Below are 12,875 nucleotides of genomic sequence, written 5' to 3' on the forward strand. Positions count from 1 at the left end.
GATGATTGCATCACGATACCGTTTGTTCCTGTCTATCGGCTTGGCGACCGTTCCGTTGGTCATCATGGGCGTCGGGTTTGCATCGCCAGCGCTCGCGGTAGCGCCGCTTGGGTGGCTACTGGCTGTTACCGTACCGTTATGGCTGGCTTTGCTGTTGCAGGCATTCACCAGTGCACCCTCAACGACTGTGGTGGAAGCTTTGTGCCAACCCTTGCATGCTTTCAATGCGGGCATGGATGTCACCCAGCGGGCCAAGGCGTTCCCAGTTGCCTGGGCTGCGCCGTTGCGCGATGCTATCAACCAGATGCTGGCGGGTCTGAATGGCAATATCGCGTCAGATTTCCAGCTGGCAAAACAGGCTGAAGTGCGTGCGAACGACATGGTCAGTACCGCGGCCCAGTTGCAAGAAACAGTATCTTTGCAGCACCAGGCCGCCAACACCCTGGCCAGTACCGCGACACAGCTTGGCCATGCCATACAAGCGGCAGCACAGCAATCGGTGTCATCCTGCCAGCTGGCAGAACATGCCGGCAGCCTTGCCCAGACGGGGTCTGTCACCATTGCCCAAACCATTGCCGATATCCGCGACATTTCCTTGTCGGTCGCGTCAGCTGCCGAGCAGATTCGCCAGCTGGAAGCGCAAAGCGAGCGCGTCAGTCAGGTGGTTCAGGTTATCCGGGAGGTTGCGGACCAGACCAATCTGTTGGCGTTGAATGCCGCAATCGAAGCCGCAAGGGCAGGGGAACAAGGCAGAGGCTTTGCCGTGGTAGCCGATGAAGTCAGAAAACTGGCCGAACGCACCGCCAGCTCCACCACCGAAATTGCCACTACCATCCAGGCGATGCGCAGCCGCGCAGAAGCTGCAGTAAAAGACATGGGGGTTGCAGAAAAGCGGGTCAGTGCCGGAGTCAGCCGGGCGGATGATGCCGATCAGGCCATCCAGCAGATTCAGTCTTCCAGCCTGCAGATCGTAGAAGAAATCCGCATGGTTACCGGGCGCCTGAATGCCCAGCAAAGTGCCAGCGAAGAAATGGATCAGCACCTGTCAGGGCTGATGCAGCTGGCAACCCAGGCTGATGACTCTGCCAATATACTGGCCAATGGCGCCACAGAAATGCAAAAGCTGGCGTCAGAACAGGTCGGTGTACTGACCCAGTATCGTTTTTGATCATCTGCCTGCCGTCAGCGTGCCTGCCCTGTCAGATGGGGCAGGCACCTGACTACGCTTGCCAGAACACAGGTGTCTGCTCAAATGCAGCCAGCGTCTCCAGAAACCGGGCCTCGCTGGTGTTGTCATGCTGAGCCAGCCATTGTGTACACCGCGCCACGGTTTCTGCCAGCATGGCATCTTGCACGTTCACTCGCATTAACACAGCCGCCGCCACGGCACGGTCATTCATGCCGCCCAATATCTGTTGCATTGCCTGCAATCGGGTCACATAGCGACGCACCTGTTGGCGGGGGTACATCGGGGCAAAAGATTCCACGGTATAGCGGAGTGTCTTGATGCGTTTGCGCAGTTCGTGCCGTTGCGTCACATCAAGGCTCTCCCATTGATCCGCCAGTGTTCTGGCTTTCTTTAGATGGTGCGACAACGCCTTGCCAGCAAATGCCTTCAAGGCAGGCGCCGCGGTTTCCTTTTGTGCCGTCAACGTGGCCAGCCAGGCCAACAGGCTTAGCTGAAAGTGGTTATTCAGGTTTGAATTGGTGGTTTTGCGTGCCATTTGCCGATACTGCAGACATTGCTGCGTCACAGCCTGTTGCAACTGCAACAAGGCCCCCGGTTCCACCACATTGGCCTGTGCCAGCATCGGCAACGTATCCATCAAAAATACATCCGCATCTCTGACTAACCCCAATACTGACGCCAGTTCTTTCATCGGCAACATCACGGTTTGCCAATCTGCATCCGCAATGATTGGTGCAAAAATTTTCCGGGCAGACAGTAGCCGTCGTAAAGCGACCCGCGCTTGATGGATGAACTCCGGGTCTTCCTCCGTCAGCATGCCTGGCAAATTCTGCCGAAAATGCTGCAACGCTTGCGTTGCAATGGCCTGCAACGCAAGACGGGGTGTCATATCCTTATCCACCCACACCGGCGCGGCTTTTGCCGGTATCAGGGGGATGATCGGTTGGCCCAGATCATGGCCTCGCTCAGCCAGCGATAAGGGTTCCAGTGTCAGCGGCACAACAGGCAACAGCGCCAGCGCAAGCAGATACATGGCCTGCGGGTCGCCCTGTTTCAGTTCAATCTCGATTTCATTGATCCGGCATCGTGCTGTCCCCTGAGAGATGTGGCCCGTTTCCAGATGAATCTGCAGGATGTTGCCCTTGGCATCTTGTATCGGCCAGCTTGTCCGCCGGATCTCCAGAGTAAAGCAGGGCAATAGGGCCGCAGAGAGATCTGTTTGCTGAAAAAACTGCCTGATTCGCTTGTTCTGGATCGGCCCTGGTAACCAGGTTGCATTCACCAGACGGGTTTCGGACGCAACCTCACGGCCTTTCTTCACCGGGAACTGCAACGTTTGTAACCACTGGTCCTGGCAAGGGCTCAGTTGCAGGGTAATGCCTTTGCTTTTCAGCGCATGGTCGGGCGTGTCATAAAAAGTGCTGTGAACCTGTTCGCTACTGGGAATGGCATGGGGGAACCGCTCGCCCAGATACTTGCGGAGCACGGTATTTTGCTTGAAAGGGAGAGACAGTCTTAATCTACGCACAAACGGCATTCATCAGACTCATGGTCAGCAATCAGGTAGGGAAGGTTCTCTCCATCTTAGCCAATTTTGAGATGAAATGCGGTCAAGTTGCATCAAATAGGGCAGATATAAACCGCGCAGCTTGCGTACCATCAACAAAAACGGCCACAGTTTCCTGTGGCCGTTTTGCATCCAACCTGGCAACCGTGATTAACGGCTGATTGGCTTGTAGCGGATACGCTTGGGCTTGGCACCTTCTTCACCCAGACGCTTACGCTTGTCGGCTTCGTACTCTTGGTAGTTACCGTCAAAGAAGGTCCACTGAGAGTTACCTTCCGCCGCCAGAATATGGGTGGCAATACGGTCCAGGAACCAGCGGTCATGGCTGATCACGAATACGGTACCGGCAAATTCCAGCAAGGCATCTTCCAGCGCACGCAGGGTTTCCACGTCCAGATCGTTTGATGGTTCATCCAGTAGCAAGACGTTGCCGCCTTTTAGCAGGGTCTTGGCCAGATGCAGGCGGCCGCGTTCACCACCAGACAACATGCCGACTTTCTTCTGCTGGTCGCCACCTTTAAAGTTAAAGCGGCCCAGGTAAGCGCGGCTGCTCATCTCGAACTTGCCAACGTTGATGACCTCGTTGCCGTTGGAGACATCCTCAAACACGGTCTTCTCGCCAGACAGGCTTTCACGGCTCTGTTCCACAAACGCCATCTGCACGGTTTGGCCAATCTCCACTGTACCGCTATCTGGCTGCTCTTTACCGGCAATCATCTTGAAGAGGGTAGATTTACCGGCACCGTTCGGGCCGATGATACCCACAATTGCGCCCGGCGGTACAGAGAAGCTCAGGTTATCAATCAGCAGACGGTCACCAAAGCCTTTGGTTACGTTGGTAAAGTCGATCACCTTGTCGCCCAGACGCTCAGCCACAGGGATAAAGATTTCCTGGGTTTCGTTACGTTTCTGGTATTCAAACGAATTCAGCTCTTCAAAACGCGCAATACGGGCCTTGGATTTTGCCTGGCGTGCTTTCGGATTCTGACGTACCCATTCCAGTTCTTTGTTCAGCGCTTTCTGGCGGGCAGATTCTTGCGATTCTTCCTGCTTCAGACGGGCTTCTTTCTGTTCCAGCCAGCTAGAGTAATTGCCTTTCCAAGGGATGCCCTGCCCACGGTCGAGTTCCAGAATCCACTCGGCCGCATTGTCCAGAAAGTAACGATCGTGCGTTACAGCCACCACGGTCCCCGGGAAGCGAACCAGGAACTGTTCCAGCCACTCGACAGATTCTGCATCCAGGTGGTTAGTCGGTTCATCGAGCAACAGCATGTCAGGTTTGGACAGCAATAGTTTGCACAAGGCAACGCGGCGCTTTTCACCCCCGGACAAATGCTCGATTTTGGCATCCCACTCTGGCAGGCGCAGTGCGTCGGCCGCAATTTCCAGCTGCAGTTCGGCGTTATCGCCTGCACCCGCTGCAATAACGGCTTCCAAACGGGCCTGTTCTTCGGCCAGTTTGTCAAAGTCAGCATCCGGTTCTGCGTAAGCTGCGTAGACTTCTTCCAGTTTTTTCTGGGCATCAAAGACTTCGCCCATGCCGGATTCGACTTCTTCGCGCACGGTTTTCGCCGGGTCCAGCTGTGGTTCTTGTGCCAGATAGCCAATCTTGATACCAGGCTGCCACTGCACTTCGCCTTCAAATTCTTTTTCTACACCGGCCATGATCTTTAGCACGGTGGACTTGCCCGCGCCGTTCAGACCCAAGAGGCCAATCTTGGCGCCCGGGAAGAAAGACAGGGAAATATCCTTGATAATCTGCCGTTTAGGTGGCACGACCTTGCTCACGCGGAGCATAGACATTACGTATTGAGCCATGAAATGTGGGTTCCTGTTAACCAATGGTTAATTGCCGCTTTAACCACGCGATTCTACACCATTGCCCCGACTCGCACATGCCTGACCTGATCAAGTTCCAGCATGGCATCTGTCAGCTGTATGCAATATATCTTTCCTGTATCTGTTTGAAGTATGCTAATTTCCTAACCGGACGTAATGCACGCACGGTTTGTGGTGCTAATAACAGGCTCGGAAATTCTGTAAACTCACTTGCAAGGTGAGTAATAGGGGGTGACATTGATGACTCGGTGGGGGCACGTTGCATGGGTGTTTGGGTTGTTGTTGTCCGGCAAGGTCATGGCATTACCTGCCGAGGTAACCCTGGCATCAGATCAGTGGTGTCCTTATAACTGTGATGCAAACAGCAGTTCTCCCGGCATTCTGATCGAACTGGCGCGAGAGGCATGGCAGCCGCTAGGCGTTAAGGTCAATTATGAGATCATGCCCTGGGCCCGGGCAAAGATGCTGGCTACTCAAAAAGGCAGCATCGGTCTGGTGGGCGCGGGCAGGGGTCTGGATGAAAATGTCTTTGTCTATGGCAAGGTGCCTCCGCTGGTTTCCCCTTTTTGCTTCTATACCGCCATCAATTCTCGCTGGAACTACAGCGGGCTGGGCGCACTATCCAGTATCCGGCTCGGTACAGCATTGGGGTATCACTATGATGGCGAGGTAGGGCAGTACGTAGAAAACAGGATCAAGCAGGAGAGTAATCTGGTTCAACCCGCGCTGGGCGATACGCCCATACTGGTCAATATGGATAAACTGGCAGGTGGCAGGATTGATGCCTTGCTGGAAGACCGACTGGTGGTGCAGCACACCATTTACCGAAACGCATTAAAGGTGCAAACCAGAGAGTCCGGCTGCATTACTGCAGATGACACCATTTATGTGGTGCTGCCAAAACAGATTGGCCAATCAGCTATATTGATGGATCAGTTTGATAAAACCGTGGTGGCCATGCGCAAGGACGGGCGTTTTCAGAAGTTGCTGGCCAAATATGGGGTCACGGTGAAAGGATATTAGCCGATACCTGCCAGCTGCACAGGTATCATATCCAATTACATGGCCTGAACCACGGCCTTTTTGGGCAAACTGATATGCAGCTTGTGTGGGTAAAAGCGCATCACCTTTGCCACATAAGCTTGGGTTTCCTTGTAAGGCGGAACCCCTTTGTACTTGTCTACCGCACCTTCACCAGCGTTATAGGCAGCTGCCACCAGTTTGATGTCGCCGTTGTAGCGGTCCAGCAGCCATCTCAGGTAGCGGATGCCGCCCTTGACGTTCTGGCTGGCGTTGTAGGCATTCTTGACATTAAACCGCTCCGCAGTTGCGGGGATCAGCTGCATCAGCCCCATGGCATTGGCCGGGGATTTGGCGCTGGGTTCAAAACGGGATTCAACACTCACAATCGACAGGGCCAGTCGCGGGTCAACATCATTCCATCTGGCCACTTGCTGAATCATCTCAATCATCCAGCGCTTGTCTTTGGGCAAACTGGCCAACAGGCCTTCCAGTGTCGGGCCGGGCGGAGTCGGTGCTTTAGGGGGCAGGGCATCTGCCAAGACACAGCCAGGCAGCTGGTCAGATGCATAATGAATGGTTTCCAGCATGTCCACCGCTTCCTGATGGCCTTGCTGTGCTGCCATGGCCAATAACGAGGCAGCCGCAGCACGGTCTTCCGGCACACCCTGACCAAAAGCAAACAGCATGGCCAGACGGTACTGCGCTTCTGTAGAACCGCTCCTTGCGCCCTGACAATAGCGCACAGCGGCTGACCATGGGTCAACACCTTCCAGCCGGGTGGCTTCTGCTAACCAGGCTTGCTGTTGCGGGCCATCCAGATCATTGGCGTGGCTGCCGAGACTGACAGATAACATCAGTAACGAAGACCATCCAAGTGCAGAACGGCGGAGGCGGTTAAAGAACGGCAAAGACATGGGCTTTGAAATACCAGATTGCTTTTATTCGAGTCTTGATTGTAGTCCTTCTGTACCTGCTGCGTCTGTATGCTAGGTGGAAGTTTTACAAATTGTTGCAATGCTCGTCGCCCCGATAATGATGACGCAACCGGCAATCGCCTGTAGCGATGGCGTTTCGTGCAACCAAAGCCAGGCCAGTACAATGCCGTAGACCGGTTCCAGTGTGGCTGTCAGGCTGGCCAGCCTGGCAGAAATGCGCTGCAGGCTAAACATGAACATGCCATGGGAGAGGGCAGTAAAGACAATGCCTAGCACAATCAGGCCTAGCCAGGTTTGCGTGCTCAGGGTTAATGGCCAGGATACGAAAGGGGCCAGGCACAGGCAGGCCACCATATTCTGGAGCCACGCCAGACGGAACGCGCCCATCTTGCTGCCTTGCCAGCGGTTGACCAGTGCCAGCAGGGCAAAACTGAATCCTGATGCTATACCCCATAGCAAGCCGGCAATGCTGCCCGCAGACCATTCGGCACCGCGCAGCATCAGCCACATGCCAAATGCCACCGCCAGCGCCGCCCACCAGTCTCCGGCATGACGCTTTTCCTTGAACACGATAGGTTCAAGCCACGCCACAAAAATCGGGAAACTGGCAAAGCCCATCAAACCCACCGCGACAGAGGCTGCGCTGACCGAGGCAAAAAACGTCAGCCAGTGAATGGCGAGCAGCATGCCACACAGGATGACGCTCACGGGTACTGCTTTGAAGCTGAGCTGTTTCTGCGCATAGACCACAGGCGTCAGGGCCAGGGCGGCAAACAAGGTACGCCCGAAGACCAGAATCATGGGCGTCACCGCCAATGCCTTGCCAAATGTACCCGCGGTACCAAACAGCAACACCGCAAGATGCAGTGCCAGCAAAGGTAACAGATTGGAAGATTTCATGTGGCGATCCTACGTTGCCTGATAAAACAGAACAAGCCCGGGCAGGTGATGCCCGGGCTTGTCAGCATGATGTGCAGAACACCAAGATGCGTAATTTAGCGCAACACGACCGTACGGGTGCCATTGAGGAAGACGCGACGCTCAAGGTGGTATTTCACGGCCCGCGCCAGTGCCAGACACTCCATGTCACGCCCGGTGGTCAGTAACTGCTCTGGCCGGTACGCATGGTCTACCCGTTCAACCACTTGCTCAATGATCGGACCTTCATCCAGATCATCCGTTACATAATGCGCGGTGGCACCAATCAGCTTGACCCCGCGGGTATGTGCCTGGTGGTAAGGCTTGGCCCCTTTGAAACCCGGCAGGAATGAATGGTGAATGTTAATGGCCTTGCCGGAAAGCTTGGCCGATAGCTCTGGCGACAATACCTGCATGTAGCGGGCCAGAATCACCAGTTCAGACTCGGTATCCGCAATGATTTTCAGCAGCGCAGCTTCCTGAGCCGGCTTGGTATCGGCGTTGACCGGCAGATGGTAGTAAGGTACGCCATGCGCTTGGGCAATCGGTGCCAGATCCGGATGGTTGGAGACCACCGCGGTAACATCCATATGGATATCACCCATCTTCCAGCGATACAGCAAGTCGTTCAGGCAATGGTCCAGCTTGGAGACCATCAGCAGGACCTTCGGACGGCAATCGCTGTCACGCAGGTCCCAACTCATGCTGAATTTCTGTGCCACCGGTTCAAATTCTTTGCGCAGTGTCGCCAGATCCGGCTCTTCGTTGCTCATCAGATGGAACACGCAGCGAACAAAAAACAGCTTGGTGTCTTCGTCATCAAATACCGCGATTTCATCAATATAACAGCCGCGCTGGTCCAGAAATTGTGACAGGGCGGCAACCTGGCCAGCAGCGCTGGGGCAGGTAAACGACAAAATCAGCTTGTGGCGTTGGGTTGCGGTCATTGTCAGGGATCCTTTTTAATCAATATGCCGACATAGCCTATGTGAGGCATCGCCCGCCGGATGGTAGCAACCCGTCATGTTTTAGTATTTTTCAGACACTTGCGTATTTGTACGTAACTTGTCAGCTATGCCGCTGGCTGCTTTTCTGCATGCTTGTGATCTAGCGCCAGGCTGATCTGCTGCACCAGTGTCTTCAGTATCTTGATACGGGCAAAGTATTTGTTGTTGGCCTCCACCAGCGTCCACGGGGCAACATCCGTACTGGTTCTCTCAATCATGTCACACACGGCCGTCCGGTACACATCCCATTTCTCGCGGTTGCGCCAGTCTTCCTCCGTAATTTTAAAGCGCTTGTAACCAAGGCTTTCCCGGGCTTTAAACCGTGCCAGCTGTTCTTCTTTGCTGATGGTCAGCCAGAATTTCACCAGAATCACCTTGTGGTGATGTAGCTGCTGCTCGAAGTCATTGATTTCCCCATACGCCCTCATCCAGTCTGCCTCGGAGCAAAAACCTTCTACGCGCTCAACCAACACCCGTCCGTACCATGAACGGTCAAAGATGGTAATGCCGCCGTGTCTCGGAATTTGTCGCCAGAATCGCCATAGCCAGGGCTGGCGGCGCTCGTCTTCACTCGGTGCGGCAATCGGGATGATCCGGTATTGGCGTGCGTCCAGCGCGGCGGTCACCCGGCGGATACTGCCGCCTTTACCTGCAGCATCATTGCCTTCAAATACCATGGCAATGGCGTGTTTCTTGAATTCCGGATGACGTGTCAGCAAATTGAGCCGCCCTTGCCATTTTTCCAGCTCTTGCTGGTAATCCTTTTTGCTGAGCGGCTGGTCCAGTTGCAGGGTATCCAGAATATGCAGGTTATCGATGGGGGGCAGAATAGGGGGCGCTTCAATGCGCTGTTCCAGCACCTGGGGTTTCGCCATGTGTTCTTTGATGCGATACAAAATCTGCTGCCCCACCGTCAGGCTCCGGTAGGCTTCATCTTCTCCTTCAACCACTACCCAGGGGGCTTCGCCCGAACTGGTTTGTCGCAACACACGCTCGGAGACTTTGCGGTATTCATCGTAGTGTTTGTAGTTTTCCCAGTCCTGGTCTGTCACTCGCCAGCGGGTCAACGGGTCTTTCTCCAGTTCTGTCAGCCGCTTCTTCTGCTTGTCTTTGGATAAATGAAACCAGAACTTCAGTAACAGGGTGCCTTCATGCGCCAGCATCTTTTCAAAGCGGACAATTTCATCAATGTGAGAAGACAGCCGGTCATCGCTTTCGCCCTGCGTAACATAATCCTCGATCGGGTCCGTATACCAGGAGCCAAACAGAATGCCGATCCGGCCTTTTTGGGGTAGCGCTTGCCAGTACCGCCACATCCGGGGCCGGCTTTGTTCTTCTTCGGTGGGTGACGAAAAGGCCCGGGTGACAATCAGCCGCGGGTCCATCCAGCTATTCAGCAGATTGACCGTTTCTCCCTTGCCGGCTCCATCAATCCCGTTGATCAGAATGACAACCGGGAAATCCCCCCGTTCTTTGAGCTCATACTGAATCTCCAATAACGCTTCTCGCAGTTCTGGCGATTCTTTACGGAAGGTTTCTTTACTGATCTTGTGACCAATCTCTGCGGTTTCAAACATGATGCGACTCCAAAAGGGATTCAACAGAGGCTACAACCGGGTTATGTTGCTGTCAAAGCATATAGCTGAATTTCAAAGGAGAGAGCGAATGCCACGCTTGATCTTGAGCAAACGTTATTGCAATAGCGGGGAAAACAGAGGGGGCTAGGCTGCCAGAATGAGGTGTTACGAAAGCGACAGGCAAAAAAAGAGCGCGATCCTGAGACCGCGCTGCAAACTCCAAAGGAGAAAAGAGGAGACACTATCAAAAACCAAACTTGGTTCAGCTCTTGACGGTTCCCATTATGCCTACGGGCGCAATCGATTGCAAGCTTTTTTTGTGCATAGCAACAACTATTTTGAAGGCTAAGTAATGATACGGATATGGCCGTAGTCAAAAGTGGCTAAAACTTGTTGATGCTGTCAGTGCTCAAGAAAATTTATTGTATACAATATACTTTATGCTGAAAGTGTTTTATATTTAGCTACAATATGTAACAACACTCGTTATTAACCTGTTGGGTTTACGCCTCCAGTTCAGAAAGATAAAGATCATGAGCCGACATACTTTTCATTGCATTGACGGACACACCTGTGGAAACCCGGTTCGCCTGGTGGTAAGCGGTCATCCACCGTTAGAAGGCAAGGATCAGGGCGAGCGTCGGCTGCATTTCCTGAAAGAATATGACTGGATCAGAACCGGACTGATGTTTGAACCGCGTGGTCATGCACAGATGTCTGGCGCATTCCTGTACCCGGCAACCCGGCAGGATTGCGATATTGCCGTGCTGTATATCGAGACCAGTGGCTGCCTGCCTATGTGCGGTCATGGCACCATCGGTGTAGTGACCTTCGCCATCGAAAGAGGTCTGGTAACGCCGCAAACGCCTGGCACACTGCGTCTGGAAACGCCTGCGGGCCTGGTTGTTGCCAATTACGAGATGGATGGAGAATATGTGCGTTCTGTCCGTATCGTTAATGTACCGTCATTCCTGTTCCAGAAAGACGTCAAAATCCACATTCCGCAACTGGGCGAACTGACCGCAGATATCGCCTATGGCGGCAACTTCTACCCGATTATCGAGAGCCAGGCCAACTTCCGCGATATGGCCGATTACAAACCTGCAGAATTGATCGAGATGGGCCGTGCAGTTCGTCAGTACCTGAACGACCATTATGAATTTGTGCACCCGACCGATAGCAAAATTCGTGGTGTACGCCATTGCCTGTGGACGGGCGCACCCACCCAGAGCGGGTCGGATGCCCGTAACGCCGTGCTGTACGGCGAATCAGCCATCGACCGTTCTCCATGCGGCACCGGTACTTCGGCGCGTCTGGCACAGCGATACGGCCGTGGCTTGCTCAAAAAAGGTGACAAGTTCGTTCACGAAAGCATCATTGGCAGCCAGTTTGTCGGCCGTATAGAGGGGGAGACAAAAGTGGGTGACTACGATGCGATTATCCCAAGCATCGAAGGATGGGCTGTCATTACCGGTACCTCGCAGATCACCCTGGACTCACGTGATCCGTACTGCCATGGTTTTGAGGTTGCATAAATGAAACCCCAGCACATTGTTGTCATTGGCGCAGGTATTATTGGCGTGAGCTGTGCGGCCACCCTGAGAAGGGAAGGGCACGAAGTCACATTGATCGATGCCGTCTCTCCCGGCAAATCGACCTCGTTCGGCAATGCCGGCGCATTTGCGATCAGCGATATCATCCCGTTGTCCGAACCGGGTACGTTTCGCCGTATTCCCGGCTGGATGATGGACCCATTGGGGCCATTGGCCGTTCAATGGCGTTACCTGCCAAAACTGACCCCATGGCTGGTCCGTTTTTTGTGGGCAGGTCGTCCATCCAGCATGAAAAAACTGACCACTGCATTAGCCACTTTGCTGACCCGTGCAGAAGCCGACACCAACAAACTGGCTGAATATGCTGGAGTTGATGTCATCTGGCGCAAACATGGCTCGCTGACATTGTATGAAGACGAAAAGTCATTGCAGATTGACCGTGCAAAATGGCAAAAGCGCCGGGATTTTGGCATTGCCTGTGAAGAAGTCTCAGGCGATGCTTTGCGTGCTCTGGAACCCAATCTGAGCGAAAACTACCAGTATGCCGTGTATGTGCCCGGCTGGTCGCACGTAGATGACCCATACCTGTTTACCAAAGGTATTGCAGATAAGGCGATTCAAGATGGTGTTCACTATATCGCTGCTAACGTAGATGATTTTCTGATGTCAGATGGCAAGGTTCAGGGCGTCTCCCTGTCTGATGGTGAGCAGGTTCAGGCTGATCAGATTGTCATTGCTGCGGGTATTTGGTCAGATAAATTGCTCAAAAAGCTTGGATACAGCATTCCGTTAGAGAGTGAGCGTGGTTATCACGCAACACTTCCGAATGCCGGTATTCACTTGAACAAATACATTCTCTCGTCGGCAGAAGGGTTTGTCATTCTGCCTATGGCCAATGGCGGCATCCGCATTGCAGGCACTGTAGAGCTTGCAGACAAGGATGCACCAGAAAACTGGAAGAGAGCGCATGTGCTGGTAGAAAAGGCACAACGGATTCTTCCCATGTTCAATACAGACGGTGTAACCTACTGGATGGGCAATCGTCCATCAGTTCCTGATACGATTCCCGTGATTTCCAGAGCAAATAGACATTATAATGTCTATGTTGCGACCGGCCACGGTCATTTAGGACTGACGCTGGGCGCAACAACCGGACAGCTGATTGCTGATCTGGTCGCGGGCCGATCCGGTGGGTACCCCCAAGACGCTTACCGGTTGGACCGTTTCTAGCACGGAGGCATATATCGCCCCAGATATGCCGGCTTCC

10 protein-coding genes are annotated in these 12,875 nt (G+C 53.7%); 4 read left to right on the forward strand and 6 right to left on the reverse strand.

The annotated features are described in order from the left end of the window. Position 1: 1 nt before the first annotated feature. Positions 2 to 1,168, forward strand: coding sequence for a methyl-accepting chemotaxis protein (locus F552_RS0109385; protein WP_018151484.1), 1,167 nt, complete (start codon positions 2 to 4; stop codon positions 1,166 to 1,168). 52 nt (positions 1,169 to 1,220) lie between these two features. Here F552_RS0109385 and F552_RS0109390 read toward each other — a convergent pair whose 3' ends face one another. Beyond that, positions 1,221 to 2,717 (reverse strand): CYTH and CHAD domain-containing protein, encoded by a 1,497-nt coding sequence (locus tag F552_RS0109390; RefSeq protein ID WP_169333586.1) that lies wholly within the window; start codon positions 2,715 to 2,717, stop codon positions 1,221 to 1,223. A 189-nt stretch (positions 2,718 to 2,906) separates the two neighbouring features. Further along, positions 2,907 to 4,574 carry an energy-dependent translational throttle protein EttA gene (gene ettA, locus F552_RS0109395; protein WP_026182564.1) on the reverse strand — a complete coding sequence of 556 codons (1,668 nt, stop codon included), beginning with the start codon at positions 4,572 to 4,574 and terminating at the stop codon, positions 2,907 to 2,909. Positions 4,575 to 4,835: 261 nt separating this feature from the next. On the opposite strand from ettA, the gene F552_RS0109400 reads away from it, so the two are divergent. Next, the gene (locus tag F552_RS0109400; protein ID WP_026182565.1) at positions 4,836 to 5,618 is read left to right on the forward strand and encodes a substrate-binding periplasmic protein; all 783 of its coding nucleotides are present in this window, start codon (positions 4,836 to 4,838) and stop codon (positions 5,616 to 5,618) included. 35 nt (positions 5,619 to 5,653) lie between these two features. Here the strand turns inward: F552_RS0109400 and F552_RS0109405 are convergent, their stop codons facing one another. From F552_RS0109405 to pap, 4 genes are all read right to left on the reverse strand, one after another. Beyond that, on the reverse strand, positions 5,654 to 6,532 hold the full coding sequence (locus F552_RS0109405) for a lytic transglycosylase domain-containing protein (RefSeq protein WP_018151488.1): 879 nt from the start codon (positions 6,530 to 6,532) through the stop codon (positions 5,654 to 5,656). A 72-nt stretch (positions 6,533 to 6,604) separates the two neighbouring features. Continuing rightward, complete coding sequence (locus F552_RS0109410; RefSeq protein WP_018151489.1) at positions 6,605 to 7,453, reverse strand: DMT family transporter; 849 nt, start codon at positions 7,451 to 7,453, stop codon at positions 6,605 to 6,607. A gap of 95 nt (positions 7,454 to 7,548) precedes the next feature. Beyond that, on the reverse strand, positions 7,549 to 8,418 hold the full coding sequence (purU, locus tag F552_RS0109415) for a formyltetrahydrofolate deformylase (RefSeq protein WP_018151490.1): 870 nt from the start codon (positions 8,416 to 8,418) through the stop codon (positions 7,549 to 7,551). A 125-nt stretch (positions 8,419 to 8,543) separates the two neighbouring features. Then, positions 8,544 to 10,055 (reverse strand): polyphosphate:AMP phosphotransferase, encoded by a 1,512-nt coding sequence (gene pap, locus F552_RS0109420; RefSeq protein ID WP_018151491.1) that lies wholly within the window; start codon positions 10,053 to 10,055, stop codon positions 8,544 to 8,546. A 533-nt stretch (positions 10,056 to 10,588) separates the two neighbouring features. On the opposite strand from pap, the gene F552_RS0109425 reads away from it, so the two are divergent. After that, a complete protein-coding gene (locus F552_RS0109425; RefSeq protein WP_018151492.1) occupies positions 10,589 to 11,590 on the forward strand; it encodes a 4-hydroxyproline epimerase in 1,002 nt (333 codons plus the stop codon). Beyond that, positions 11,591 to 12,838: an NAD(P)/FAD-dependent oxidoreductase gene (locus F552_RS0109430; protein ID WP_018151493.1), complete on the forward strand. Its 1,248-nt coding sequence runs from the start codon at positions 11,591 to 11,593 to the stop codon at positions 12,836 to 12,838. The last annotated feature ends 37 nt before the right edge of the window (positions 12,839 to 12,875 follow it).

This window comes from Leeia oryzae DSM 17879, from assembly GCF_000376945.1.
In the GTDB taxonomy this organism is placed as follows: domain Bacteria; phylum Pseudomonadota; class Gammaproteobacteria; order Burkholderiales; family Leeiaceae; genus Leeia; species Leeia oryzae.

Excerpts from the sequence above, each read along its gene's own strand:
- F552_RS0109385 (WP_018151484.1), top strand. The coding sequence starts at position 2 with ATGATTGCATCACGATACCGTTTGTTCCTGTCTATCGGCTTGGCGACC.
- ettA (WP_026182564.1), bottom strand. The coding sequence starts at position 4,574 with ATGGCTCAATACGTAATGTCTATGCTCCGCGTGAGCAAGGTCGTGCCA.
- F552_RS0109400 (WP_026182565.1), top strand. The coding sequence starts at position 4,836 with ATGACTCGGTGGGGGCACGTTGCATGGGTGTTTGGGTTGTTGTTGTCC.
- F552_RS0109405 (WP_018151488.1), bottom strand. The coding sequence starts at position 6,532 with ATGTCTTTGCCGTTCTTTAACCGCCTCCGCCGTTCTGCACTTGGATGG.
- F552_RS0109410 (WP_018151489.1), bottom strand. The coding sequence starts at position 7,453 with ATGAAATCTTCCAATCTGTTACCTTTGCTGGCACTGCATCTTGCGGTG.
- purU (WP_018151490.1), bottom strand. The coding sequence starts at position 8,418 with ATGACCGCAACCCAACGCCACAAGCTGATTTTGTCGTTTACCTGCCCC.
- pap (WP_018151491.1), bottom strand. The coding sequence starts at position 10,055 with ATGTTTGAAACCGCAGAGATTGGTCACAAGATCAGTAAAGAAACCTTC.
- F552_RS0109425 (WP_018151492.1), top strand. The coding sequence starts at position 10,589 with ATGAGCCGACATACTTTTCATTGCATTGACGGACACACCTGTGGAAAC.
- F552_RS0109430 (WP_018151493.1), top strand. The coding sequence starts at position 11,591 with ATGAAACCCCAGCACATTGTTGTCATTGGCGCAGGTATTATTGGCGTG.